The organism is Streptosporangium vulgare, from assembly GCF_042428775.1.
In the GTDB taxonomy this organism is placed as follows: Bacteria; Actinomycetota; Actinomycetes; order Streptosporangiales; family Streptosporangiaceae; genus Streptosporangium; species Streptosporangium vulgare.
Map to the genome: position 1 here is coordinate 293,106 of NZ_JBHMBS010000006.1, position 23,718 is coordinate 316,823.

Consider the following 23,718-nt stretch of genomic DNA (forward strand, 5'->3'; position numbering starts at 1 on the left):
GGGTGTGGCTACCTCCACCCCCCGGCGGCGTCCGCCACCACTGGGCACGCCCGGCCGTATCACCGACACTTGGACCCATGAGGACATACGCGGTGGCGGTGGGGAAGGCGCTGGCCCTGGGGGCGACGGCGCTGGTCGACGTCGTCCTGATGGCACTGACCCTGGTCGCGTTCGTGCTGGCGTTCGGCCTGGGGATGGTCTTCGTGTTCCCTCCGGCGGCCCAGCTGATCAGGCGCCGCACCGCGCTCGCCAGGAGGCTGAACGGCACGTGGTTCGGGACCGCCGTACCGGTGCCCTACCTGCCTCCGCCGCTGCCGACCCGGCCCCAGCCCGACGGCTGGTACCGCCACGAGCGTCAGCTCTACAGGACGCCGAAGTGGCCCGACTGGAACAACCGCTGGAAGTGGATCGTCGGCGACCCGGCCACCTGGCGGGACGGGCTGTGGCTCTTCCTCAACCCGCTCGCCGTCTGCGCGCTGCCGTTGCTCCCCCTCACCCTGGCCGGATGCGCCGTCCTGACGGCGTGGGCCGCGGCCCCGCCGGTGCTGCCCCTCGCCCTGGGGTGCGCCTCCGCCGTCGCGCTGGCCGCGACGCCGCACCTGCTGCGGGGGTACGCGTGGTGGAACCACCTGCTGCTGTCTCCCACGGCCAGGTCCGTGCTCGCGGCGCGGATCCAGCGACTCGACCAGGCACGCCTGGCGACGGTCGACTCCCAGGCCTCCGAGCTGCGGCGGATCGAGCGCGACCTGCACGACGGGGCGCAGGCGAGGCTCGTCGCGATGGGCATGACGCTCGGCGCGGTCGAGGAGCTGATGGACAAGGACCCTGCGGCGGCGAAGGCCCTGCTCGGCAAGGTCAGGGAGGCCTCCTCCACGGCGCTCGTCGAGCTGCGCGACCTCGTCAAGGGCATCCACCCGCCGGTCCTGGCCGAGCGCGGCCTCGGCGACGCCGTGCGCGCCCTCGCGCTGGACAGCCCGTTGAAGGTCACGGTCACCGTGGATCTGGACACCCGCCCCGACTCGCCCGTGGAGTCGGCCGCCTACTTCTCGATCAGCGAGCTCCTCACCAACGCGGCCCGCCACGGCGGCGCCGAGCGGGTGTGGATCGACATCAGCAGCAACGACCACGCGCTGCGCGTGGTGGTCACCGACGACGGCTCGGGGGGCGCCGACCCGTCCCTCGGCAGCGGCCTGCGCGGCATCGAGCGCAGGCTGGCGGCCTTCGACGGGGTGCTCGCGGTGAGCAGCCCGCGGGGCGGCCCGACCACCGCCACGTTCGACCTGCCCAACGCCCTCCTGAGCGACAAAGGGCCGGACTGCAGGCCGTCCCTGCCCCGTGGCAAGGCCATCATCGTCGGGATCTGCTGGGGGATCGGCTGGCTCCCGCTCTTCCCGCAGGGACTGGTGGCGATGTTCATGAAGATCTTCGGCGCCGAGCACCGCAGCTGGTTCCTCGCGCTCTACCTGCCCGAGCTCCTGCAGTGGCCGCTGATCGTCTTCAACATCCTCCTGGGCCTGTCCATGTACGCCGCGGGCATGCTCATCCCCGTCATGCACGCCCGCCGGCAGCGGCTGGCGGAGGTCCTGCCGGCCCGCCTATGGTTGGGCCGGTGAGCCTGAGAGTCGTCATCGCCGAAGACCTGTACCTCCTGCGGGACGGCCTGGTCCACCTGCTCCAGGCACACGACTTCGAGGTGGTGGCGGCCGTCGAGTCGGGGCCCGAGCTGCTGGGGGCGCTGACCGGGCTGCGGCCCGACGTGGCGGTGGTCGACGTACGCCTCCCGCCCACGTTCACCGACGAGGGGCTCCAGGCCGCGCTGGCGGCGCGCCGGGCCGTCCCCGGCCTGCCGGTGCTCGTGCTGTCCCAGCACGTCGAGCAGCTGTACGCGCGAGAACTCCTGGCCGACGGCTCGGGGGCGATCGGCTACCTCCTCAAGGACCGGGTCTTCAACGCCGAGCAGTTCGTCGACGCGGTCCGCCGGGTCGCCGCGGGTGGCACCGCGATGGACCCCGAGGTGATCGCCAAGCTGCTGGCCAGCACCGCCCGGCACCAGCCGCTCGGCGCGCTGACCCCGCGCGAGCGCGAGGTGCTGGAGCTGATGGCCGAGGGCCGCTCCAACGCGGCCATCTCCCAGCGCCTGTTCCTCAGCGAGAGCGCGGTCGGAAAGCACACGGCCAGCATCTTCTCCAAGCTCGACCTCGCCCCCTCCGACGACGACAACCGCCGCGTACTCGCCGTCCTGACCTACCTCAACGCCGCCCGCGGCTGACGCTCCCCGCCCCCTCCCCGGCCCCCTTTCTCCCCGGCCGCGTAACGGTTCTGTCGGTCTCAGCGGATAACGTGCTGTTGGAGTACGGCTTCCGCGTGTGGGGTGCCGTTCGGGACGAAGGGATGATCAGGTGAAGTTCCGGGTTAACCGTGATGTCCTGGCCGACGCGGTGGCCTGGGTGGCCCGGGTGCTGCCGAACCGGCCGGCCATTCCCGTCCTCTCCGGTCTCCTCCTGGAGGCCGACGACGGAGACCTCGTGCTGTCGGCCTTCGACTACGACGTCTCCGCTCGCGTCTCGATCGACGCGGTCGTGGCGGAGCCCGGCCGGGTGCTGATTCCGGGCCGGATCCTCGCGGAGATCACCCGCAGCCTGCCCGGCGAGGTGGTGGAGGTGCTCACCAGCGGTTCCGAGGCGGTCCTGACCTGCGGCAGCGCGGAGTTCGGCCTGCTGACCATGCCGGTCGAGGACTTCCCGTCCCTCCCCGAGATGCCACCGAAGATCGGCGCGGTCGGCGGCGTGGTCTTCGCGAGCGCGGTCGGCCAGGTGGCTCCGGCGGCCAGCCGTGACGAGAGCCTCCCCATGCTGACCGGCATCCGGGTCGACATCTCCGGTGACGACGTGACCATGGCCGCCACCGACCGCTACCGCATCGCGGCCAGGGAGTTCGGCTGGCGCCCCGAGACGGCCGGCGCCACGGCCGCCGCGATGGTGCCCGCGCGGGTGCTCGTCGACGTGGCCAGGTCGCTGCGCGGCGGCGAGGTGTCGGTGGCGCTGGGAGACGGCGTGGCCGGTTTCGAGAGCGTCGGCCGGGCCACCACGGTCCGCCTGCTCGACGAGCAGTTCATCGACTACCGCTCGCGGCTCACCGACGACTGGTCGATCCGGGCCGACCTGCCGGTGGCGCCGTTCATCGACGCGATCAAGCGGGTGACGCTGGTCGCCGAGCGCAACACCGCGGTCCGGCTCTCGTTCGGCCAGGGGCAGGTCCTCATCCAGGCGGGCGGCGGCGACATCGGCCGGGGCGCCGAGGTCGTCGACGCCGAGCTGTCCGGCGACGACATCCAGATCGCCTTCCAGTCCCAGTTCCTGCTCGACGGCCTGAGCGGGGTCGAGACCGAGCTCGTCCGGCTCAACATGGAGTCGCCGAGCCGCCCGGCCCTCATCACGGAGGTTCCCGGCGACGCCGGCCCCTCCTTCCGTTACCTCGTGATGTCCCTGCGCCTGACGACCTGATCGCCCGCGGCGCCGGACGGCGCTCTACACGACGTGGGCCCCCTCACCGGCCGGTGAGGGGGCCCACGTCATGAGAAGGCGAGGAAGGACAGGATCAGAGGGAGAGCTCCTGCTCCTCCGTCAGGGCGATCAGGATGTGCTCCATGCACGCGTGACCCGCGCGCTCGGCGGCGGCGGCGTCACCGACGGCGATGGCGCGGGCGATCGCCTCGTGCGGGATGTACGTGCTGTTCAGGGTGCTGTTCAGCGAGGTTCCCGCGGCGGTGATGCTGGCGCGCAGCGCCGCCGAGAAGTCCTCGTAGAGATCGATCAGCACGAGGTTGTGGGTGGCGCGGACGACCGCCATGTGGAAGGCGAGGTCGGCCTCGACGAACGCGTCGGGCTCTCCCCTCTCCCAGGCCCGCTCCCGCTCGGCCAGCGCCGCCTCGATCCCGGTGATGTCGGCGTCGGTGCGCCGGGTGGCGGCGAGCCTCGCGGCCTCCACCTCCAGCGCGCGCCGCACCTCCAGGATCTCGAGCTGCTCGGCGGTGCGCAGCCGCCGCAGCATGGCCCCGGAGAGCTCGCTCGTGGCACGGACGTAGGTCCCGTCGCCTTGGCGGCACTCCAGCAGTCCGGCGTGTGTGAGTGCGCGCACCGCCTCGCGCACGGTGTTGCGCCCCACGCCGAGCTGCTCGGCGAGCACGGTCTCGGTAGGAATCTTCGCGTGCATCTGCCAGGAGTTAGAGGTGATCTGCTCCTTGAGTTGATCGATCACTTGGTCGACGAGGGATGCTCGCTGCGCCGTACGCAGACTCACCGTCCGCCTCCTCCGGAGAAACCAATCATCCTACGAATCAATGACTGGTAGACCCTAGTTATTCCGGAGGTGCAAAAACAAATCTGGAACTCCAGAAGTGGGCTGCCCTAACGGACCAGAGCCGAGTCGACTGTCATGCCCACCATCGCGTCGCGCACTCCGGCAGTCTCAAGAGCCCTACGATACGCACTGGTCTGCTCGTCGACCACACCGACCTGGCCGTACAGGTCTCCCAGGTCACGCCAGATCCGCGCGGTCTCCCGGTCGGGACCGGAGAGCTCGTGCCGGACACCGCTCAGCGACTGCCTGGCGGCGTTCAGGACCGTCGTGGCCTCGTCGGCCTGGCCGCGGGCGAGCGCGGCACGGGCGAGGACCAGCCGCGCGGCGGCCCCCAGGGCGCTCGCCGGGTCGCCCAGCGTGTCGAGGGCGGTCTGGGCCAGGGCGGTCGCGCCCCGCTCGTCTCCGGCCCCCAGCTGGACCTGGGCGCGCACGACAAGACTCCTGACGTACTCGTGGACGTGCTCGGGGAACACGGCGAAGACCTCGCTCGCGGCGGTCGCGAACTCGCGGGCCTCGTCGAGCGGCTCGTCGCCGCCGGAGGCGGCGAGATGGGCCCAGTACATCGCGATGAGGGCGAGCTGTGAGGCCATCCGCGCCGGGCGCCCGGTCGCGATCGCGTCGTCGGCGAGGCGGACGGCCAGCGCCGAGTCCTCGCCGTCGGCGGCGGTGATGCTCGCCTGCCAGAGGGCGTGGATCTCCGCGGTGCGGTTGACCGCCGTGGGAACGCCGTTGACCGACAGGACGCTTCGAACGTAGGACAGGCTCGGCGAGCCGGACCCATGGGTGCCGCCGATCTCCATCAGGGAGGCGGCCAGCTCGATGGCGATCTCTCCCTGCGCCAGGGGCAGCCGGTTGACCTCGCCGAGCGCGTGGACGGCCAGGTCGCGGGCGCGAAGGATGTCTCCGGCGCGCTGGTAGCAGCGGCTCAGCGCCACCGCCAGCGGCAGGTCGGCCAGGCGCTCGGGGTGGGCGGCCGCCTCGCGGCGGAGGCGCTCGAACGCCTTCACCGCCGGGCCGACCTTGCCCTGGACCTCCAGGGCGCGGGCACGGCCGAACCGCGCGTGCGCGGCCAGCATCGCGTTCTCCTCGCCGGCGACCTTGACGATCTCGCCGAAGCGGTCCGCCGCGACGGACGGATCCCCGTGGAGGAGCTCCAGCTCCGCGTGGCGCAGCCCGAGTTCGGTGTCGATGCGCTGGCGCGGCTCGATCCCGTGCAGCAGGAACTCGGTGGTGCACCCCAGGCGCTCGGCCAGCAGGCGGGCGACCACGGGGGTCGGGGTCCGCTTGCCGGACTCGATGAGGGAGACGTAGCTGTCGGAAAGGTCCGGCCCTGCGAGCTGGGCCTGGGACATGCGCCTGCTCAGGCGCAGTCCACGGACGCGGTCACCGATGGTTCCCTGACTCGGCATCTGATCTCTCAGGGCGGGGGATGGTCAATGTTCTCGCCATGATTGCATGAAGCGGTCGAATCAGGTAACCCCGAGTGAAAAATCCTCACCGGAAAGTGTCAACGGTCCCTCGTGTCCTGCGGACACCATGATTCCTGTGCCATTACCGACACAGGGCACTAATCATCTGAATCGTTGCCCCCGGGGAAGAGCATCTGGCAGACCTCCAGATAGAGGGTCTCCGGGTAGGGGATGTAATTGACCCTCGACAGCGCCTGGTCCTGACCGGCCGACTCCAGGACGAACTCGCCGTAGCCCAGCATGCGGCCGAGGATCGAGCGCTGGAAGCTCATGTCGGTGACCTTGCCGAGCGGCATCATGTCGACCTTGCGGGTGATGAGCCCGGTGGTGAGCAGCATCCGCTTGGAAGTGACGACGAAGTAGTCGACGGACCACTCGGCGACCTTCCAGACGAAGCGGATCAGCAACAGCAGCCAGGCCCACCAGACGACGACGAGAACGCCGCCACCGCCCTGGTCGCCGAACCACTTGCTCAGCAGTCCGGCGAGGATCAGGCCGCCGAAGACCTCGGCGACCGCGCGAAGCAGCACGGCCGGGTGGCGCCGCACCATGATGACCTGGTGTTCGTGGGGGAGCAGGTAGCGGTTGACCGACGAGGGAGCGGAGTCCCCGTGGGTCACGAGCCTCATGACAGATGTGAGACGAATTGGGCCAGAGAATCGGCCGCCGTGTAAACCGTGTCCATGGCACCCCTCACAGCGTTGGCCGCGTCACCTGGTCGTGTGAACAGGAAAAACGCCACAAATCCGACAGCACCGTATGACAGCACCTTTTTGACCTGCACCTTGGCCTCCTACTACCGCTCACCCACTGCACCCGCCATATACATTACCCAGGGCCATGCCGAGGTAAAGCGCATCGGCTGATTCGGTCTCGTGCGCGTCGCGAGAAACCTGTCCGAGGCCCTCGCGGGGCACTTTCCGCCGGCGCGCCCGTCATCGTCCGCCGCCCGCGTCACCCGCGCTCGCTCGCGACCAGCGCGAGGACCTCGAGGTGCTTGCGGGCGATCCGCTCGACCAGTGCCGGATGGGCATGGCCGACCACCTCCAGCGCTCCGTAGTGGGCCGCCTCTATGCAACGGGTCACCGTGGTCGCCGGATGGATCTCCGAGAACTCGTCCCTGAGCGCGGCGCTGAAGTCCGCGTACGGGTCCGGCTCGGTGTCCGGGATGATTCGCTCGCTCATGGTTCTCCCTGGTGTGCGCCCGCGGCCTCGGCGGACCGGGGACACAGAAGAGATGTCTTCGCCACGCTTAGTACCCGGGGAACCACATTATGTAACGGTCGGCGGGTAGAAGAACCATCCTTTAAGGGAAAAGGATGGTGCGAGATCTCGGGAGGGAGCCGGTGGCATCCGTACGGGGATGCCGGGAGTGCCTCAGACGACGCCGTAGAGGCGGTCTCCCGCGTCGCCCAGGCCGGGGACGATGTAGCCGTGCTCGTTCAGCCGCTCGTCCAGGGCCGCGGTCACCAGGCGGATCGGCTTGCCGGTGCCGGCGAAGGACTCGTCGAGGTGGGCGATCCCCTCGGGCGCGGCCAGCAGGCACAGCGCGGTCACGTCGTCGGCGCCCCGGTCGAAGAGGAACTTGATCGCGGCCGCGAGGGTGCCGCCGGTGGCCAGCATCGGGTCGACCACGTATACCTGGCGGCCCGACAGGTCCTCGGGCAGGCGGGTGGCGTAGGTCTCCGCCTCCAGCGTCGACTCGTTGCGGATCATCCCGAGGAAACCCACCTCGGCCGTCGGCAGCAGCCGGGTCATGCCGTCCAGCATCCCCAGCCCCGCGCGCAGGATCGGGACCACCAGCGGGTACGGCTGCGCCAGCCGCACGCCCCTGGCGGGGGCCACGGGGGTCTCCACCGACCACTCGGTGACGCGGACCTGCCGGGTCGCCTCGTAGGCCAGCAGGGTCACCAACTCGTCGGCGAGACGCCGGAACGTGGGGGAGTCGGTGTTCACATCCCGCAGCGCGGTCAGCTTGTGGGCCACCAGGGGATGGTCGACGACCAGGGTTTCCATGGTGGTCAAAGGTATCCTGGGCCGGCGGGCGGCGATAAGCCGGGGGGAAGACGGGCCACACCTGTTCGACATCGCCCGCTCACTCGGATTTGATCACAATTTGGTCGGAGAGGCCCACGTCGGTGCCTCGCTTCTGAAAGCATTGACCTCCGTAGAGAAAGCATTCGGTGGGGATGGCCATGTCAGACGAAGACTCGCTGGACTTTGCCATCGTGATCTACCGGGAGGACGACCGCTGGGAGGCGGAGATGCTCCCGGTGTCACTCACCTCCGACCTCGAGGGTCTCATCCACGCCCTGCGCCAGCAGCCGAGCATGAGCGGCACGATTGGCCTGGTCGCCGTTGGGGATGAGTTCTTCGTGGCGCTACGGGTGTTCGGGGAGAGGGTCGAGGTGTTCCTCTCCGACATCGCCGCGTCCTGGGACTTCCCGCTCGCGCAGCAGGCGCTGGAATACCTGGACGTGCCGGTTCCCGACGAGGACGAACTCGACGCGATCCTCCAGGACGAGGAGACGGCGCTCCCCGCGGGCGACCTGTCCATCTTCGCGGACCTGGGCCTCGACGAGATGGAGCTCGGCATCCTGTCAGGGGATATCGACCTCCTCCCCGAGGACGTCCTGTCAAGCATCGCCGCGCGGCTGGGGTTCTCCGAGCCGTTCGAACGCGCCATCGACTCTGTGTTCGGCTGACCTCGGGAGATCGGCCATGCCCTCCAGACCATCCAACAGTGTGTTCTCCGCCGCCTTCGTCCGTACGACGGACGGTTGGAACGGTGCGGAGGTCGACCTCAGCGAGGCGGAGATCGCCGACGACCTCGGCGACGCCGTCCAGGAGCATCTGGGGCTCACCGGCGACGAACTGGCCCTGTTGTGCGTGGAGGTGGAGGACGAGTGGTTCGCGATCGTCCGCTACCAGGGCGACCTGGAGCCGCGCACGTTCCTGTCCGACGCCCACGCGGGTCTCTCCGACGACCTGGGTGAGCTCTTCACCGAGCTCGCCGGGGTGGCGGTCGACAAGGACACCCCCGACCTGGGCGTGCGGCCGGCGGGCGACTTCGAGCTGCTGGACGACCTCGGGCTGAGCTCCGAGGAGCTCGTCGAGCTCAGCATGGAGGAGGGCGCGCTCCCCGGGGACACCCTCTCGGTGATCGCCGAGCGGCTGGCGTTCGCCGACGAGCTCGACCGGCTGCGCTGACGGACGCGCCGTGACCAGCCCGACGCCGGCGAGTGCGCGCTGACCGGCCCGGCGCCGACGGACGTACGGTGACCGGCTCGGTGCCGGCGGACGCGCCGGTCGGCTCGGTCCCGGCGCTGGTGCCGGTGTCTGCCGGCGTACGGGTGACGGGTTCGGTGTCCGCGCCGGCGTTCACGTCGGCGTCGGCGGGCGTACGGTGACCGGCTCGGCGCCGGTGGGCTACGTCCGGGAGATGAGGCTCGCCCTGGCGCAGGCCGCCGAGGCCGGAGCCCGCGGGGAGGTACCCGTCGGCGCGGTCGTCCTCGGTCCCGACGGCTCCGTGCTGGCACTCGCGGGAAACGACAGGGAGGTCTCGGCCGACCCCACCGCGCACGCCGAGGTGCTCGCCCTGCGGCGGGCCGCGAGGGAGCGCGGTCAGTGGCGGTTGAGCGGCTGCACGCTGGTGGTCACCCTGGAACCCTGCACCATGTGCGCGGGGGCCGCCGTGCTCGCCCGGGTCGATCGCGTCGTCTACGGTGCGGCCGACCCCAAGGGCGGCGCCGCGGGGTCACTCTGGGACGTGATCAGGGACCGCCGCCTCAACCACCGGCCCGAGGTCCTCGGAGGGGTCCTGGCCGACGAGTGCGCGGCGGTTCTCACCGAGTTCTTCACCGCTCGACGGATGCGCGAGCAATAGCGGTTATCCGGTAAGCTGCTCCGCGGTGGAGTCGCCTAGTGGCCGAGGGCGCACGCCTCGAAAGCGTGTGATGGGGCAACCTATCCGTGGGTTCAAATCCCACCTCCACCGCCACCGGAAGAGCCCCCGATCCGCACATGCGGGCCGGGGGCTCTTCGCGTGTCACCGCCGTGCCGAGGCGACACCGATTCCGGCCGCGATCCCGAGGGAAGAGCTTGGCCTTCCGCGGGCAGGGTCAAGATCCGCGTCTGGTGGTGCTCAGTCTTCCGAGGGCAGGTCCAGGACCCGTGCGTGCAGCACCGAGCGCTGGTGCAGGGCCGAGCGCAGCGCCCGGTGCAGGCCGTCCTCCAGATAGAGGTCGCCGCGCCACTGGACCACGTGCGGGAACAGGTCGCCGTAGAACGTGGAGTCCTTGGCGAGCAGGGAATGCAGGTCGAGCACCGCTTTCGTGGTGATCAGGGTGTCGAGCCGGACCTGTCGCGGCGGTATCTGGGCCCACTCGCGATGAGAGAGACCGTGTTCGGGATAGGGCCGTTCGTCGCCGACCAACTTGAAGATCACGGTATGTAGTTTAGGAGAGAATCCCGCCGCTTGCCCGGCGGGATTCTCCCGTCGCAGCTCACCGGCCGTTTTCAGATGCTCCCGGCGAAGGTGTCGCACTTGCCGGGGTCGCCGCTCTCGTAACCGGTGGTGAACCACTTGACACGCTGCGCCGACGTTCCGTGGGTGAAGCCCTCGGGATTGACCCGGCCCTGGGTCCGCTCCTGGATGCTGTCGTCACCCACGGCCGAGGCGGCGCTGAGCGCCTCCTCGATGTCCGTCTTCGTGAACGGCTTCTCGAACAGGCCGGTCTCGTACGCGTTCTTGGCCCAGGCCCCCGAGAAGCAGTCGGCCTGCAGCTCCAGCCGGACCGAACCGCTCTCCGGGCCGCTCTCCGGCCCCTCCTGGGCCTTGGCGTTGGTGCCGAGAAGGTTCTGGACGTGGTGACCGTACTCGTGGCCGATCACGTAAGCCTGGGCGAAGGGGCCGCCCTTGGCGCCGAACTTGCTCTCCAGCTCCTTGAAGAAGCTGAGGTCCAGGTAGACCTGGCGGTCGGCCGGGCAGTAGAACGGGCCGACGGAGGCGTCGGCGGCGCCGCACGCCGTGTCGACCTGGCCGGAGAACATGACGGTCTTGGCCGGCTCGTACCCCTGGACCGCCTTCGGCCAGTAGTCCTGGATGCTGTTGACGACGCCGACCACCCGGCACTCCTCGTTCTGGTCGGCGTCCTGCCCGGTCTTGCACTGGGCGGTGAGGTCGGAGCTCGGACCCACCGGGGCCGGTTGGGAGGAGCCGCCGGTGATGTCACCGGGGTTGATCCCGAATATCAAGGCCACGATGAGCGCGATGATCCCCGCCGCGCCGCCGCCGATCGCGAGACCCCCACCGGGGATCCTCCCCCCACCGCCGCGACTCTCGACCTGCGAGCTGTCCAGCTGGGCGTCATCCTTGAAATCCATCGCCGACGTCCCTTCGATCCGCTTGGGGCGCTCTTCTGCCCAGAGAAAGCCATGACATGCCGGTGAGGAAGAGGAGTGGGGGAATCATTGGCCTTGCTGGGTTACGTACCCAAATGGCCTGGCGGGGATCCTGAGAGGTCCGTATTCGTGGGGGACCTCGCCGAGCCGTCCGGTCCCCGGTCGTCCCGAGCCGTCCGGTCCCCGGTCGTCCCGAGCCGTCACACGCTCCGGTCCCCGGCTCCCGTCGCGCATCGCGCCGACCGGCGCTCTCTCCTGGACTCGCGACCCCGGGTTCCACGATCGTGTCCCGCCGTGTCCCGGGGACGAGATGCCGGGCGACGGCCCGGCGAGCCGGACGGCCACGTGGGGTCCGGACCTGGCACGGTCGGCCCCGCACGCCGGACAGGGACGAGAAGCCGCCGACCAGGGCCCTGACGCACGAAAGCCCACTCCGGGACGGAGCGGGCTTTCGTTTCACGAGCGGTGAAGCTGGCGGAGGATAGGAGATTCGAACTCCTGAGGGGTTGCCCCCAACACGCTTTCCAAGCGTGCGCCCTAGGCCAACTAGGCGAATCCTCCGTGGAGAAGCTTACCCAACTTTCGGAGCGGCACGGACCACTAATTTCCGACACCGACCGCTCCGATCTTTTCCGATACCGACCACTCGGATCTGAGGTTAGACTGGGGGCCGACCCCTCGCGCGGCGTCATCCTGTGAACCTCCCCAGGGCCGGAAGGCAGCAAGGATAAGCGGGCTCTGGCGGGTGTGCGAGGGGTCTCTTCGTTGAGACCCCTCGCAGGTGGGATCGCCGCATGAGTCTTGCGCTGTACCGCAAGTACCGGCCCGGGACCTTCGCCGAGGTCAAGGGGCAGGAGCACGTCACCGATCCGCTGCGCCAGGCGCTGCGCAGCGGGCGCATCAACCACGCCTATCTGTTCAGCGGGCCCAGGGGATGCGGCAAGACGTCCAGCGCCCGCATCCTGGCTCGTTCCCTGAACTGTGAGAAGGGCCCGACCCCCGACCCGTGCGGGGAGTGCGAGTCCTGCGTGGCGCTGGCGCCCACCGGCCCCGGCCACCTCGACGTCATCGAGATCGACGCCGCCTCGCACGGTGGCGTGGACGACGCCCGCGACCTGCGCGAGCGGGCCTTCTTCGCGCCGGTGTCGTCGCGCTTCAAGATCTACATCATCGACGAGGCGCACATGGTGACCCGCGAGGGTTTCAACGCGCTGCTCAAGCTCGTCGAGGAGCCTCCCCCGCACCTGAAGTTCGTCTTCGCGACCACCGAGCCGGAGAAGGTCATCGGGACGATCAAGTCCCGGACCCACCACTACCCGTTCCGGCTGATCCCCCCGGCCGCGCTGCGCGCGCTCATGGAGGAGATCCTCACCTCGGAGAAGGTCCTGTTCGAGCCCGCCGCGCTCCCGCTGGTGGTCCGGGCGGGCGCCGGTTCGGCCCGCGACTCGCTGTCGATCCTCGACCAGCTGTTCGCCGGTTCCGACGAGGCGGGCATCACGTACGCCCGCGCGGTCTCCCTTCTCGGTTACACCGACGGCGACCTGCTCGACGACGTGGTCGCGGCCTTCGCCGGTCGTGACGGCGCGCTGGTGTTCCAGGTCGTGAACCGGGTGATCGAGGGCGGTCACGACCCCCGGCGGTTCGCGATGGACCTGCTGGAGCGCTTCCGCGACCTGGTGATCCTGGCCAACGTGCCTGAGGCGGCCACCAGCGGGCTGCTCGACCGGCCCGGCGACGAGCTGGAGCGGCTCCAGGTCCAGGCGGCCTCGATGGGCCCGGCCGAGCTGACCCGCGCGGCGGAGATCCTCAACGCCGGCCTGATCGAGATGCGCGGGGCGGCCTCGCCCCGGCTGTTGCTGGAGCTGATGTGCGCCAGGATCCTCCTCCCCGGCGCCGCCCAGGGGGAGGCGGCGCTGCTCGCCCGCCTGGAGCGGCTGGAGCGGGGGGGAGTCGTCGCGGCTCCCGCGCCCCTCTCACCCCAGGCTCCCGCGACCGTCCCCGTGATTCACGCGGCGCCCCCGCCACAGGCGGAGTCGCCGGTCGTGTCCGCCACGCCTGCCGCGCCCGCCGAGCGGTCCGGCGGCAAGGGTGACACCGGAGACGACTGGCCCGTGGCGGTCAGACCCGGCGCACCGGCTCAGGGACAGCAAGGGCAGCGGGGGCAGGAGGAGCGGCCACCGGCCCCGGCCCAGCAGGCTCCCGGCACGCCCGCGCCGGCCGACACGGCGACGGCGTCCGGTTCGGGTGCCGGGACCGTGCAGCAGGCCTGGCCCCAGGTGCTCGCGGCGCTCAAGCGGCGCAGCATCGTCGTGTGGGCCAACGTCAACACCAACGCCCAGGTCGTCGGGGTCGAAGGCAAGGTCGTCACCCTCGGGTTCGCCCAGGTCGGCGCGATGAGGAACTTCACCGGCGGCGGCAAGGACGCGGTCGTCGCGGCGGTGCTGCAGGAGGTCCTGGGCGGCACCTGGAAGGTCGAGGCCGTCGTCGGCGGCGGGCCCGCTCCTTCGGGCGGTGGCCGGCCGCCTGCCCCGAGGCAGCCCCCGGCTCCCCAGCACCCCGCGCCCCAGAACCAGGCCCCGCAGACCCAGGCGCAGCAGGCCCCGCAGGCACCGGCCCCGCAGTCTCCGTCCCAGTCACCCGCCCCCGGGCAGGCGCCCGCGGATTCGCGGGAGGCCCCACCCAGGCAGGCACCGCCCGCGACGGACGAGTCCTGGCCGGACGCCCCCCTGCCGGAGGACCCCGGCTCGCCTCCCCCGCCGAGTTCCATGCCGAGCCCCGGCCTGGCCGCGGCCCGCTCGGCGGCGAGGGCGGCGGCCCAGGCCGGGCCCAAGGCCGCGGTCAAGACCGGCGCCAAGGCGGTGGCCTGGCCCGACGCGATCCCGGACCGCGGCACCCGCGGCACCGCCCCCGACGCCGACGAGGTCGACCCGCTCAACGACGCGGACGCCGACGTCGACGCGCTCACCGGCATGGCCCTCCTCCAGCGGGAGCTGGGCGGCCAGGTCATCGGCGAGATCGACCACACCTGACGATCGGCACCACCTGACGCCTCACCAGGAGGCGCCGTCCGCCGAGGCCCCGCCCGGCGGGTCCCCGGACCCCCGGTACGGCGGTCCCCGGGTCCCGGTACGGCGGGCTCAGGGCAGGTCGACGCCGCTGAGGCGGATCCGGGCGGCCACCGCGCGGTGGTCGTGGCGGGGCAATGCCGTGACGAGGCGTTCGAGGATCTGGATGTCGTTCCTGCCGTGCTCGGTCTCCGCGTACGCCCACAGGTCCTCGGGACCTCCCCGCCGCAGCAGCCGGGCCCGCACCTGTCCCTCCAGCTCCTCGCGTTCGAGGCGCAGGGCGGGCGCCTCGGAGCGGGGCAGCAGGGGGCCGCGGTAGGCGCGGGCGACCGGGGCGGCCTCGTCGCCCGCGAGCAGCCGCTTGAGCTCCAGGAAGTCGGCCTCCACCACGCAGGCCAGGCGGTAAGGCCTGGCGGCGATCGTACGGCCGAGCTGGGCGCGGAGGCGGTGGATCTCGGCGCGGACGGTCACCGGGTTCCCCGCGTCGCCGTACAGGTGGAAGGAGAGCTGGGCGGCGGTCATCCCCCGGGGGTTGAGGGCGAGCATCGCGAGGATCTCGGCGTGACGCAGGGAGAGCGACAGACGGGTCCCGTCGAGGTGCGCCGAAGGATGCTCGGCGCCGAGGAAGGACAGGGCGAGCACGGGACCCCGGGCCGGGCCCGCGAGGCGGAGCAGGAAGCCGCCGTCGCCGAGGGCCTCGAGGAAGGCGCTCCGCCCGTCGGGCAGGACCACCCGGTCGCCCGACTCCGGCAGGCGGATGCGCGGAGCCCACTGCCGCGTGTCGTCACCGGCGATGATCCGGCCGGTCGCGGTGACGAGCGCGCCCGGCTCGCCGCGCAGCGCTCTCAGGTGGCGCTCGTGGCGACGCCTGAGCCGCTCGTCGCGTTCGAGCATGCGCAGCGTGAGGTGGCTCTCCGCCAGCCGCGCCGCGGCCTCGACGAGGGCGACGCTCGCCGGGTGCATGGAGCGCGTCGTGCCGCTGATGTCGACACAGCCCAGCAGGTCGCCGCTGTCGGGGTCGACGATCGGCGCGGCGGAGCACGACCAGAGGTGGAGCGCCCTGACCAGGTGTTCGGCGGAGAAGACGTGCAGGGGGCGCCGGGTCGCGAGCGCGGTGCCCGGCCCGTTGGTCCCGATCGCGTCCTCGCTCCAGTCGAAGCCGTCGGCCAGCCCCACCTCGTCGGCGCTCTCCATCGTCCGGTGGTTGCCGTCGCGCCAGAGCACCCTGCCGCGGGCGTCGGTGACGAGCAGGATCTGGTCGTCGGCGTCGACGGCCTCCAGGAGGGTCCCGGTGATGATCGGCAGGAGCCTGCTCATCGGGTGCGCCGAGCGGACCTCGCGGATGTCCTCGCCCTCGAAGGCGAGGGGGGCCGACCTGGCGTCGGGATCGACCCCGGCGTCCAGCGACCGCCGCCACGACGCGGAGATCACGCTCCTGGGGCCCTCGCCCGCCGGCCGCTCCCCCCTGATCAGCGCCTCGTGCAGGCGGCGCAGTCGTGACGAGTAGGAGCCGAGATCGGCCGCCTGGACAGCTCCCCGGTGGCCGTCGCGCACATATCCCCCCGGACTAGAGCCGATGGCCGAAGCATCGGTGGTCGGGACCCCCGCCCGCAACCCGTTCGGCCAAAGAGGGTGTGCGAAGGGTGAGTGAACGATCGCAACGTGTGTGCAACCTCCGGAGGGTTACCTTTCGATCACACGCCGTCGTGTGCGGCCGCTCCGGCGCGTGTCACGTCGGGTCTCGGACGTCTGGAGGGGGGCCCGGGGCCCGACGGGGGTTTAATCCCCATACTGGGGGAACGCGTGCTCGCCGCAGTACAACACCCGGCCCGAACCCCGTAGGCTCGTGACGACCGATGTCACGGACGAGGAGCACAACGACGGTGAACCCAGGGGATGTCAACCTGCAGCAGCTGCTGGAGCAGGCACAGCTCATGCAGCAGCAGCTTGTGAGCGCCCAGCAGGAGCTGAACGACGCGGAAGTCGAGGGCTCCGCGGGCGGCGGACTGGTCGTGGCCACGGTCAACGGCGGGGGCGAGCTGCTCGAACTCAAGATCAGTGCCGAGGCCGTGGATCCCGGCGATCCCCAGGAGACGGCGGACACCATCGCCGACCTGGTCATCGCCGCCATTCGCGACGCCGTGCGCGCCGCCGCCGACCTGCAGCAGGAGAAGCTCGGTCCCCTCGCGCAGGGGCTGGGCGGCGGGGGCGGGCTCGGCCAGCTTCCCGGGTTCTAGGTCATGTACGAGGGGGTCGTCCAGAACCTGATCGACGAGCTCGGGATGCTTCCCGGCGTCGGTCCCAAGAGCGCGCAGCGCATCGCGTTCCACCTGCTGGCCGCGGAGCCGGCCGACGTGAAGCGGCTCGCGCACGCTCTGCTGGAGGTGAAGGAGAAGGTCCGCTTCTGCCGGGTCTGCGGCAACGTCGCCGCGGAGGAGGAGTGCCGGATCTGCCGCGACACCAGGCGCGATCTTCACGTGATCTGCGTCGTCGAGGAGTCGAAGGACGTCGTGGCCATCGAGAAGACCCGCGAGTTCCGGGGCCGCTACCACGTGCTCGGCGGGGCGATCAGCCCGATCGACGGCGTCGGCCCCGACGACCTGAACATCCGAGAGCTCATGACCCGTCTGGCGGACGGCCAGGTCACCGAGCTGATCCTCGCCACCGACCCCAACCTCGAGGGGGAGGCGACGGCGACCTATCTGGCCCGTCTGGTCAAGCCGATGGGACTGAAAGTGACACGACTGGCCAGCGGTCTGCCCGTGGGCGGTGACCTCGAGTACGCGGACGAGGTCACCTTGGGCCGCGCGTTCGAAGGAAGAAGGCTCCTTGATGTCTGACGATGCGTGGAGCGCTCTCGCGGAGCGGATCGCGGAGCACGCGAAGAACTACATCGACGGCCTGACCCGCCTGGCGGGCGGTGAGGGCGGCGACGCCATCCTGCCGCTGCTGCTGGTGGAGGTCGCGCAGGTCAGCTCGGCCGGCGCGCAGCTCGGCGCGAGCCAGGACGTGATCCTGTCGGGCAACTGGGAGCCGCACCTGGGCGAGGACCCGGACGTCGACGCCGTCCGCACGGCCCTCGCCGAGCGGCTGGGGCCGGTCGACGACTACGCCGAGGTCTTCGACCCGTACAAGGACACCGTGGTCACCCCGTACCGCCTGTCGGACGACCTGACGGCGGTGGCCGCCGACCTCCTGCACGGCCTGCGGCACCACAGGGCGGGGCGCCCCCTGGAGGCGCTCTGGTGGTGGCAGTACTCCTACTTCAACACCTGGGGCAACCACGCCGGAGCGGCGATGCGGGCCCTTCAGGCGCTCGTCGCCCACACGCGGCTCGACGTCGCGGAGGAGCGCACAACGGTGTGATCGTCCACATACTGGTTTGACCAGAGGGCCTCAGCGAGGGCGCCAGTAGACTGTGAGCTCCACAGCCCTAGATTGCTTCGGAGACATCTCGTGGCGCTCGTTGTTCAGAAGTATGGTGGTTCGTCCGTCGCCGACGCGTCCTGCATCAAGCGGGTCGCGCAGCGGATCGTCGCGACGAAAAAAGCCGGCAACGACGTCGTGGTGATCGTTTCGGCCATGGGCGACACGACGGACGAGCTGCTCGACCTCGCCCAGCAGGTCTCGCCGCTCCCACCGGGCCGCGAGCTCGACATGCTGCTCACCTCGGGTGAGCGCATCTCGATGGCGCTGCTGGCGATGGCGATCGCCAACCTGGGCCAGGAGGCGCGCTCGTTCACCGGCTCCCAGGCCGGCGTGATCACCGACTCCTCGCACGGCCGCGCGCGCATCATCGACGTGACGCCCGGCCGGATCCGCGGGGCGCTCGACAGCGGCCAGATCGCGATCGTGGCCGGTTTCCAGGGCGTCTCCCAGGACACCAAGGACATCACCACGCTCGGCAGGGGCGGCTCCGACACCACCGCGGTCGCGCTCGCCGCCGCCCTGAGCGCCGACGTGTGCGAGATCTACACCGACGTGGACGGCGTCTTCACCGCCGATCCCCGCATCGTCCCGGCCGCCCGCAAGATCCCCAAGATCTCGTACGACGAGATGATGGAGATGGCGGCGTGCGGTGCGAAGATCCTGCACCTGCGCTGTGTCGAGTACGCTCGCCGTTTCAGCCTGCCGATCCACGTCAGAAGCTCGTTCAGCACCAAGGAAGGCACGTGGGTCGTCTCCGACCCCGACAGCGAAGGAACAGAGATGGAGCAGCCGATCATCTCCGGCGTCGCGCACGACCGGAGCGAGGCCAAGATCACCGTTGTCGGGGTGCCCGACAAGGTCGGTGAGGCTGCGACGATCTTCAAAACGCTCGCCGACGCCGAGATCAACATCGACATGATCGTGCAGAACGTGTCGGCGGCGACGACCGGCCGGACGGACATCTCCTTCACGCTGCCCACGAGTGACGGTTCGGCCGCGCTCACCGCGCTGAAGAAGATCCAGGAGCGCATCGGCTTCGAGTCGCTGCTCTTCGACGACCAGATCGGCAAGGTCTCGCTGATCGGGGCGGGCATGCGCTCGCACCCCGGCGTCACCGCGACGTTCTTCGCCGCCCTCGCCGACGCGGGGGTGAACATCGAGATGATCTCCACCTCGGAGATCCGCATCTCGGTGATCGTCGGGCAGGACGAGGTGGACACGGCGGTCAGCGCCGCGCACCGCGCGTTCGATCTCGACGCGGACCAGGTTGAAGCCGTGATCTACGGAGGTAGCGGGCGATGAGCCGCAAGCCCACCCTTGCCCTGATCGGCGCGACCGGTGCCGTCGGCACCGTGATGCGCGACATCATCTCCAACCGCGAGGACGTCTACGGCGACATCAAGCTCGTCGCGTCCGCCCGCTCGGCCGGCAAGGTCCTGCGGGTCCGCGGCGAGGACCTCGTCGTCCAGGAGCTGACCCCCGAGGTCTTCGACGGCGTCGACATCGCGATCTTCGACGTGCCGGACGAGGTCTCCGCGACCTGGGTGCCGATCGCCGCCGAGCGCGGTGCCGTCGTCATCGACAAGTCGGGCACCTTCCGGATGAACCCCGAGGTTCCGCTGGTCGTGCCGGAGGTCAACCCGCAGGACGCGCGCACCAGGCCGCTGGGGATCATCTCCACCCCCAACTGCACGACCCTGTCGATGATGGCCGCGATGGGCGCCCTGCACGAGGAGTACGGCCTGCGCGAGCTGGTCGTCGCCTCCTACCAGGCGGTCTCCGGCGCGGGCGTGGCGGGCTCGGCCCGCCTCTACGACGAGGTCGAAGCCCTGGCGGGTGACCGTACGGTCGGGCAGACCGCCGGTGACGTGCGCAAGGTTCTGCAGAACAAGCTCGGGGACGAGGAGTCGCCGTTCCCGGCGCCGGTGGCGTTCAACGTCGTGCCGTGGGCGGGTTCGCTCAAGGACGGCGGCTGGGCCTCCGAGGAGATCAAGCTCCGCAACGAGTCGCGGAAGATCCTCGGGATCCACGACCTGAAGGTCTCCGCGACCTGCGTCCGCGTCCCGGTGATCACCACCCACTCGCTGGCCGTGCACGCGACCTTCGAGCGCGAGATCACCGTCGCCGACGCCCACCGGATTCTTGAGGCCGCCCCGACCGTGGTCGTCATGGACGACCCGGCCAACGGCGTCTTCCCGACCCCGGCGGACGTCGTCGGGACCGACCCCACCTACGTGGGCCGGGTCCGCCAGGCGCTCGACTTCCCCAACACCCTCGACCTGTTCGTCTGCGGCGACAACCTCCGCAAGGGCGCCGCCCTGAACGCGGCGGAGATCGCCGAGCTGGTCGCGGCCGAGTTCGCGTAGTTCTTCCCGGGCCGTACGGCGGGGCGTGGTGTCCGATGACGCCACACCCCGCTACGGCCCTCGCCGTTCCGGGGGCTGGTCCCCGGGACCGCGGGATCCTCGCGGCGGTAGGGCGGGTGTGCCCTCCGGGGATCGGTGATCCCGCGTGGTCGTGGGGCGAGGGCCGGTGGTCTCGCGTGGTGGTGATGGTTCCGCGCGGTCGTGGACCGATGGTTCCTCGCGGTCGTGCGAGGCGCCGGGTCAGCGGAAGAGGATGTCCCAGTGGTCCGCCTCGCGGGCGAAGAGGGGTCCCGACGTCGCCGACTGGCCGTACAGGCGGGCTCCGTCCCCCCGCACTCCCTGCGGCGGATAGTTCTTCGTGATGTAGCGGTTGACGCAGGCGTTGGGCTTTATGTCCAGCTTGTAGCCCTCGTAGTGGCTGTAGGGCCCGGGGGCGTGGCCCACCTCGGTGCCACCGGTGACGACGAGGGGGCAGCCGCTGCGGCGCTTCAGGTCGATGGCGCTGGAGACGGTCGAGGACCGTACGGCCTCCAGCGAGGTGCAGTTCGGGCCCTGGCGGTTCGCGCACTTACCCGAGGAGGTCCAGCGCAGGCCCGCCGCCCGCAGGAGCCGCTTGGCGTCCGTCTGCTGGAGCCGCGTGGGATGCCGGGCCTGCTGCGCCTGGGGAGGGTGGGCCTCGGCCGGCTTTTCGAGGGCGACGGGAGCCTGTCCCTCCGAGGCGACGGGAGCCTGCTTCTCCGGGGCGGCGGCCGGGGGTGGGGCCTGCACGTTTCCCTGGGCCTGTAATGCCCGTGCCTTCCCGGGGGGCTGGGAGGTGGTCTCCGGGGCCCCGGGGGCCGCCGGTTCGCGGGGGGCGCCCGCCAGGGCGGCGGTTCGTGTTCGCGCGGTGGTTCCGGGGGGCTGGGGGGCCGCCTGTTCATGGTGTTCGCTCGCGAGGGGGGCGGTTCGTGTTCGCGCGGTGACCGTGGAGGGCCGCGGTGGCGTGTCCGAGGACGTGGCGTTCCGCGGCCAGAGGGGGAACGCGGTCTCCCGGCCCCGTTGGACGGTCGCCGGGTGACGCAGCTCCCACATGGGGCGCCGGGCGGTTTCCAGGGCGGCGATGTCGTACACTCCGATGATCGTGGACCGGCGGGCCTGCACCGGGCCGGCCGCGACGGGCCGGCTCACGATCATGGCGCCGGCCGAGGCGTTCCCGCTCTCCGCGGTCGCGCTGTGGTGCGGTGCCGATGCGATGAAAGACAGCTGCAGAGCGAGCAGTGCTCCGGCGGAAAACCGGGCAGCCCGCTTTCTACAGGGACATGTCCCCATTTACTCATCCCTTGTCGCGGGAGCCCTTCCGCCAGAAGGATCAATCCCACCCCCGAACCCGGATGATCCCTCACGAAGAGTGATTTTTGCCCGGTAGTGGGAATGATCGGGCGGCTCGATGACCTGCTGAGACGGCAGTTCCGGAGATTGGCGACATGTCGGTATTTGCCGCGTACGACACCATCGTCACGTCCTCGGCGGGCGGTGTACGGGTACACCGGGCACGGCGCGGAGCGGTGCGATGTCGAGAGCGATAACGAGGGCGAAGGCGATAACGAGGGCGAGGGCGAGATCGAGAGCGGGATCGAGAGCGGGATCGAGAGCGGCGGAGCAATCACGGATATGAGTGGCGGGTGCGATGCGGCGCGCTTAGGGTCGTTCACTGAGGCTCATCCCTGGTGGCGCGGGACGGATGATCTAGGCTTCGTCCAGTGGAGAAAGACCAGACGAGCCCGTTCTCCCAGCTCCAATCGACAGGTGACGAGCACCCCATGACCGAGCCGCCCCCGAGAACCCGTGGATCGGACAAGACCCGTGAGGTCATCGTGGAGACGGCCCTGCGGCTTTTCCGCGAGCGGGGATACGAGGCGACCACCATGCGGGCGATCGCCGCCGAGGCCGGGATGTCGGTGGGCAACGCCTACTACTACTTCGCCTCGAAGGAGGTCCTGGTCCAGGCGTACTACGACCGGGCCCAGGCCGAGCACGAGGCGGCGTGCGAGAAGCTGCTGGCCACCGAGCACCGGTTCGCCGCGAGGCTGGCGGGGGTGCTGCGGGAGTGGGTGCGGGTCTCCGAGCCGTACCACGAGTTCGCGGTGAAGTTCTTCAAGCACGCGGCCGAGCCGAGCAACCCGCTCAACCCGTTCAGCGCCGAGTCCTCGCCCTCCAGGGAGGCGTCGATCGCGATCTACCGGCGGGTCGTGGAGGGGTCCTCCGACCGCATGGACAGCGAGCTGCGGGCCGAGCTGCCCGAGTTGCTCTGGCTGATGTCGATGGGCGTCGTGCTGTTCTGGGTGCACGACGAGTCGGAGGGGTGCCGCAGGACACACCGGTTCATCGAGCTCACCGTGCCGCTGGTGGACCGCCTGGTGGGGCTCTCGCACCTGCCCGGCCTGCGCGGGGTCGCCCGTGACTTCATCGCGGGGGTTCACGAACTTCGCGAGTGAATCCCGCCGGAATCCCATGAGCCGCCGTATCGATCCGATTACCCTGAGTAGCTGATTCGATGACGGTTTCAAGGGAGTCCCATGGGCTGGGTAGCCGTGCTGGTGGTGGTGTCCGTCGCGATCGTGCTGATCGTGTTCCGTGTCCTCAGGAAGAAGGGGCGGGACGACGGTGATCACAGCTCGTCGTCCGTCGACTTCTCCGCCAATCTCGCCCTCGCCGTCTACCTGCTGGTGCTGGCCTACGCCGCGGTCCTGTGCCGGGACGCGCTCTCGGTGTCGGAGGCCGACGTCCAGGCCGAGGCCGAGAGCCTCACCGAGATGTACTGGTCGGTGGCGCCCGTCCCCGAGGCGGCGCCCGTCCGGTCCCAGATCCGGCAGTACACCGCGCAGAGCGTCGACCTCGACTGGCCGCTCATGGCCGGGCGCGAGATGTCTCCGCTCCCCGAGCAGACCCTCATGGACATGCGGGCCACGGTGCTCAGGCTCCGCCCGGTCGGCGAGGAGAGCAAGAACCTCCAGCAGGACGCGCTCGACCGGATCTCCGAGGTCTTCCACGCCCGCGTCGTACGGAGCGACGACGCGAGCACCGGCCTGGAGAGCACCTTCGTGATCCTGCTGATCCTCTCCGGGCTGCTGGTGATCGCGCTGCCCTGGACGCTGGGAGTGCGGCCCACCACCGCGTCGATCGTCGCCGACCTGGTCCGGGTGGGCGTGGTCCTCATCGGCGTGTGCTTCATCATCCTGATCAGCCACCCGTTCGGCGGGCTCGGCGCCGTCGAACCCGACGCGTTCAAGGCCGCGCAGCGGCAGTACGACCAGATCGACGGACAGTTTCCCGCCCAGCCGTAGCCCTCCCTGCGCCACTCCCCGGCGGTATGGCCGCGGCCTGGCGCACCCGGTGGCCGAAAAGCCCGCCGGTGGACCCCCACCGGCGGGCTTCGCCGTGCGTGCCGCCCGGGTCATCCGCGGCCCCTGCGGTTGAGGGCGGTGACCGCGGTGACCGAGATCACGCCGGTGAACATCACCACGAGGACCAGCTTCCTGTCGGTGCCCTTGCGCCGCTCGGCGTAGCGATCGAGCACCAGCCGCTGCCGTAGGAGAGGTGGCACGCGGGAGGGTGCCGCCCTGGGCCGGGGAACGCGGCTGCGAGCCG

At 70.5% G+C, this 23,718-nt stretch carries 24 protein-coding genes, 2 tRNA genes and 1 other RNA gene; 16 read left to right on the forward strand and 11 right to left on the reverse strand.

Going from position 1 to position 23,718, the window contains the following annotated elements:
• Positions 1 to 77 precede the first annotated feature (77 nt).
• The 3 genes from ACFFRH_RS15595 to dnaN all read left to right on the forward strand — a co-directional run bounded on the left by ACFFRH_RS15595 (position 78) and on the right by dnaN (position 3,503).
• A complete protein-coding gene (locus ACFFRH_RS15595) occupies positions 78 to 1,613 on the forward strand; it encodes a sensor histidine kinase (protein WP_386157159.1) in 1,536 nt (511 codons plus the stop codon).
• Between the two features lie 2 nt (positions 1,614 to 1,615).
• Positions 1,616 to 2,269, forward strand: coding sequence for a LuxR C-terminal-related transcriptional regulator (locus ACFFRH_RS15600; protein ID WP_344742930.1), 654 nt, complete (start codon positions 1,616 to 1,618; stop codon positions 2,267 to 2,269).
• 130 nt (positions 2,270 to 2,399) lie between these two features.
• Complete coding sequence (gene dnaN / locus ACFFRH_RS15605) at positions 2,400 to 3,503, forward strand: DNA polymerase III subunit beta (protein WP_344742924.1); 1,104 nt, start codon at positions 2,400 to 2,402, stop codon at positions 3,501 to 3,503.
• 94 nt (positions 3,504 to 3,597) lie between these two features.
• On the opposite strand, the gene ACFFRH_RS15610 is transcribed toward dnaN, so the two are convergent.
• From ACFFRH_RS15610 to upp, 5 genes are all read right to left on the reverse strand, one after another.
• The gene (locus tag ACFFRH_RS15610) at positions 3,598 to 4,299 is read right to left on the reverse strand and encodes a FadR/GntR family transcriptional regulator (protein ID WP_344742921.1); all 702 of its coding nucleotides are present in this window, start codon (positions 4,297 to 4,299) and stop codon (positions 3,598 to 3,600) included.
• Between the two features lie 107 nt (positions 4,300 to 4,406).
• On the reverse strand, positions 4,407 to 5,768 hold the full coding sequence (locus ACFFRH_RS15615) for a helix-turn-helix domain-containing protein (RefSeq protein WP_344742920.1): 1,362 nt from the start codon (positions 5,766 to 5,768) through the stop codon (positions 4,407 to 4,409).
• A 158-nt stretch (positions 5,769 to 5,926) separates the two neighbouring features.
• Positions 5,927 to 6,457 carry a PH domain-containing protein gene (locus tag ACFFRH_RS15620; protein ID WP_344742919.1) on the reverse strand — a complete coding sequence of 177 codons (531 nt, stop codon included), beginning with the start codon at positions 6,455 to 6,457 and terminating at the stop codon, positions 5,927 to 5,929.
• Positions 6,458 to 6,782: 325 nt separating this feature from the next.
• Positions 6,783 to 7,013 (reverse strand): hypothetical protein, encoded by a 231-nt coding sequence (locus ACFFRH_RS15625; protein ID WP_329087977.1) that lies wholly within the window; start codon positions 7,011 to 7,013, stop codon positions 6,783 to 6,785.
• Between the two features lie 192 nt (positions 7,014 to 7,205).
• Positions 7,206 to 7,844 (reverse strand): uracil phosphoribosyltransferase, encoded by a 639-nt coding sequence (gene upp / locus ACFFRH_RS15630; protein ID WP_344742929.1) that lies wholly within the window; start codon positions 7,842 to 7,844, stop codon positions 7,206 to 7,208.
• A gap of 179 nt (positions 7,845 to 8,023) precedes the next feature.
• On the opposite strand from upp, the gene ACFFRH_RS15635 reads away from it, so the two are divergent.
• From ACFFRH_RS15635 to ACFFRH_RS15650, 4 genes are all read left to right on the forward strand, one after another.
• On the forward strand, positions 8,024 to 8,533 hold the full coding sequence (locus tag ACFFRH_RS15635) for a tRNA adenosine deaminase-associated protein (RefSeq protein WP_344742916.1): 510 nt from the start codon (positions 8,024 to 8,026) through the stop codon (positions 8,531 to 8,533).
• Positions 8,534 to 8,549: 16 nt separating this feature from the next.
• Positions 8,550 to 9,038: a tRNA adenosine deaminase-associated protein gene (locus ACFFRH_RS15640; protein WP_344742915.1), complete on the forward strand. Its 489-nt coding sequence runs from the start codon at positions 8,550 to 8,552 to the stop codon at positions 9,036 to 9,038.
• A gap of 232 nt (positions 9,039 to 9,270) precedes the next feature.
• Positions 9,271 to 9,714, forward strand: a complete 444-nt coding sequence (gene tadA / locus ACFFRH_RS15645; protein WP_344742928.1) for a tRNA adenosine(34) deaminase TadA — start codon at positions 9,271 to 9,273, stop codon at positions 9,712 to 9,714.
• Positions 9,715 to 9,738: 24 nt separating this feature from the next.
• Positions 9,739 to 9,828 (forward strand) — tRNA-Ser (locus ACFFRH_RS15650).
• A 144-nt stretch (positions 9,829 to 9,972) separates the two neighbouring features.
• On the opposite strand, the gene ACFFRH_RS15655 is transcribed toward ACFFRH_RS15650, so the two are convergent.
• The 3 genes from ACFFRH_RS15655 to ACFFRH_RS15665 form a co-directional block, all read right to left on the reverse strand.
• Complete coding sequence (locus tag ACFFRH_RS15655) at positions 9,973 to 10,275, reverse strand: type II toxin-antitoxin system VapB family antitoxin (protein WP_344742913.1); 303 nt, start codon at positions 10,273 to 10,275, stop codon at positions 9,973 to 9,975.
• A gap of 71 nt (positions 10,276 to 10,346) precedes the next feature.
• The gene (gene ypfJ / locus ACFFRH_RS15660; protein WP_344742912.1) at positions 10,347 to 11,213 is read right to left on the reverse strand and encodes a KPN_02809 family neutral zinc metallopeptidase; all 867 of its coding nucleotides are present in this window, start codon (positions 11,211 to 11,213) and stop codon (positions 10,347 to 10,349) included.
• 490 nt (positions 11,214 to 11,703) lie between these two features.
• A tRNA-Ser gene (locus ACFFRH_RS15665) sits at positions 11,704 to 11,792 on the reverse strand.
• A 108-nt stretch (positions 11,793 to 11,900) separates the two neighbouring features.
• Between ACFFRH_RS15665 and ffs the strand changes: the two genes are divergently transcribed.
• Both ffs and ACFFRH_RS15675 read left to right on the forward strand, forming a co-directional pair.
• Positions 11,901 to 11,996, forward strand: an RNA gene (gene ffs / locus ACFFRH_RS15670) — signal recognition particle sRNA small type.
• Positions 11,997 to 12,025: 29 nt separating this feature from the next.
• Entirely contained in the window at positions 12,026 to 14,260 is a 2,235-nt protein-coding gene (locus ACFFRH_RS15675) for a DNA polymerase III subunit gamma and tau (RefSeq protein WP_386157169.1), read from the forward strand.
• A gap of 108 nt (positions 14,261 to 14,368) precedes the next feature.
• On the opposite strand, the gene ACFFRH_RS15680 is transcribed toward ACFFRH_RS15675, so the two are convergent.
• Positions 14,369 to 15,850 (reverse strand): helix-turn-helix domain-containing protein, encoded by a 1,482-nt coding sequence (locus ACFFRH_RS15680; protein WP_386157172.1) that lies wholly within the window; start codon positions 15,848 to 15,850, stop codon positions 14,369 to 14,371.
• Between the two features lie 329 nt (positions 15,851 to 16,179).
• Between ACFFRH_RS15680 and ACFFRH_RS15685 the strand changes: the two genes are divergently transcribed.
• From ACFFRH_RS15685 to ACFFRH_RS15705, 5 genes are all read left to right on the forward strand, one after another.
• Positions 16,180 to 16,533 (forward strand): YbaB/EbfC family nucleoid-associated protein, encoded by a 354-nt coding sequence (locus tag ACFFRH_RS15685; RefSeq protein WP_350968708.1) that lies wholly within the window; start codon positions 16,180 to 16,182, stop codon positions 16,531 to 16,533.
• A gap of 3 nt (positions 16,534 to 16,536) precedes the next feature.
• Positions 16,537 to 17,136 (forward strand): recombination mediator RecR, encoded by a 600-nt coding sequence (recR, locus tag ACFFRH_RS15690; RefSeq protein ID WP_362688050.1) that lies wholly within the window; start codon positions 16,537 to 16,539, stop codon positions 17,134 to 17,136.
• Positions 17,129 to 17,662, forward strand: a complete 534-nt coding sequence (locus tag ACFFRH_RS15695) for a DUF5063 domain-containing protein (protein ID WP_344743938.1) — start codon at positions 17,129 to 17,131, stop codon at positions 17,660 to 17,662. The genes recR and ACFFRH_RS15695 overlap by 8 nt, the downstream gene beginning before the upstream one ends.
• A 90-nt stretch (positions 17,663 to 17,752) precedes the next feature.
• Entirely contained in the window at positions 17,753 to 19,027 is a 1,275-nt protein-coding gene (locus ACFFRH_RS15700; RefSeq protein ID WP_344743937.1) for an aspartate kinase, read from the forward strand.
• A complete protein-coding gene (locus tag ACFFRH_RS15705; protein WP_344743936.1) occupies positions 19,024 to 20,091 on the forward strand; it encodes an aspartate-semialdehyde dehydrogenase in 1,068 nt (355 codons plus the stop codon). The genes ACFFRH_RS15700 and ACFFRH_RS15705 overlap by 4 nt, the downstream gene beginning before the upstream one ends.
• Before the next feature lie 240 nt (positions 20,092 to 20,331).
• On the opposite strand, the gene ACFFRH_RS15710 is transcribed toward ACFFRH_RS15705, so the two are convergent.
• Entirely contained in the window at positions 20,332 to 20,859 is a 528-nt protein-coding gene (locus ACFFRH_RS15710) for a hypothetical protein (RefSeq protein ID WP_344743935.1), read from the reverse strand.
• Between the two features lie 971 nt (positions 20,860 to 21,830).
• Here ACFFRH_RS15710 and ACFFRH_RS15715 point away from each other — a divergent pair.
• Together ACFFRH_RS15715 and ACFFRH_RS15720 are read left to right on the forward strand one after the other, a co-directional pair.
• Positions 21,831 to 22,565 carry a TetR/AcrR family transcriptional regulator gene (locus ACFFRH_RS15715; RefSeq protein ID WP_386157180.1) on the forward strand — a complete coding sequence of 245 codons (735 nt, stop codon included), beginning with the start codon at positions 21,831 to 21,833 and terminating at the stop codon, positions 22,563 to 22,565.
• Between the two features lie 81 nt (positions 22,566 to 22,646).
• Positions 22,647 to 23,414 carry a bestrophin-like domain gene (locus tag ACFFRH_RS15720; protein ID WP_344743933.1) on the forward strand — a complete coding sequence of 256 codons (768 nt, stop codon included), beginning with the start codon at positions 22,647 to 22,649 and terminating at the stop codon, positions 23,412 to 23,414.
• A 110-nt stretch (positions 23,415 to 23,524) separates the two neighbouring features.
• On the opposite strand, the gene ACFFRH_RS15725 is transcribed toward ACFFRH_RS15720, so the two are convergent.
• Positions 23,525 to 23,674 (reverse strand): hypothetical protein, encoded by a 150-nt coding sequence (locus tag ACFFRH_RS15725; protein WP_344743932.1) that lies wholly within the window; start codon positions 23,672 to 23,674, stop codon positions 23,525 to 23,527.
• Positions 23,675 to 23,718: the final 44 nt, after the last annotated feature.

What these genes read in the sequence shown, in the direction of transcription:
- ACFFRH_RS15705 (WP_344743936.1), top strand. Translation starts at nt 19,024, where the DNA reads ATGAGCCGCAAGCCCACCCTTGCCCTGATCGGCGCGACCGGTGCCGTC.
- ACFFRH_RS15620 (WP_344742919.1), bottom strand. Translation starts at nt 6,457, where the DNA reads ATGAGGCTCGTGACCCACGGGGACTCCGCTCCCTCGTCGGTCAACCGC.
- ACFFRH_RS15675 (WP_386157169.1), top strand. Translation starts at nt 12,026, where the DNA reads ATGAGTCTTGCGCTGTACCGCAAGTACCGGCCCGGGACCTTCGCCGAG.
- ACFFRH_RS15625 (WP_329087977.1), bottom strand. Translation starts at nt 7,013, where the DNA reads ATGAGCGAGCGAATCATCCCGGACACCGAGCCGGACCCGTACGCGGAC.
- ACFFRH_RS15595 (WP_386157159.1), top strand. Translation starts at nt 78, where the DNA reads ATGAGGACATACGCGGTGGCGGTGGGGAAGGCGCTGGCCCTGGGGGCG.
- ACFFRH_RS15635 (WP_344742916.1), top strand. Translation starts at nt 8,024, where the DNA reads ATGTCAGACGAAGACTCGCTGGACTTTGCCATCGTGATCTACCGGGAG.
- ypfJ (WP_344742912.1), bottom strand. Translation starts at nt 11,213, where the DNA reads ATGGATTTCAAGGATGACGCCCAGCTGGACAGCTCGCAGGTCGAGAGT.
- ACFFRH_RS15640 (WP_344742915.1), top strand. Translation starts at nt 8,550, where the DNA reads ATGCCCTCCAGACCATCCAACAGTGTGTTCTCCGCCGCCTTCGTCCGT.
- tadA (WP_344742928.1), top strand. Translation starts at nt 9,271, where the DNA reads ATGAGGCTCGCCCTGGCGCAGGCCGCCGAGGCCGGAGCCCGCGGGGAG.
- upp (WP_344742929.1), bottom strand. Translation starts at nt 7,844, where the DNA reads ATGGAAACCCTGGTCGTCGACCATCCCCTGGTGGCCCACAAGCTGACC.
- ACFFRH_RS15720 (WP_344743933.1), top strand. Translation starts at nt 22,647, where the DNA reads ATGGGCTGGGTAGCCGTGCTGGTGGTGGTGTCCGTCGCGATCGTGCTG.
- recR (WP_362688050.1), top strand. Translation starts at nt 16,537, where the DNA reads ATGTACGAGGGGGTCGTCCAGAACCTGATCGACGAGCTCGGGATGCTT.
- ACFFRH_RS15695 (WP_344743938.1), top strand. Translation starts at nt 17,129, where the DNA reads ATGTCTGACGATGCGTGGAGCGCTCTCGCGGAGCGGATCGCGGAGCAC.
- ACFFRH_RS15615 (WP_344742920.1), bottom strand. Translation starts at nt 5,768, where the DNA reads ATGCCGAGTCAGGGAACCATCGGTGACCGCGTCCGTGGACTGCGCCTG.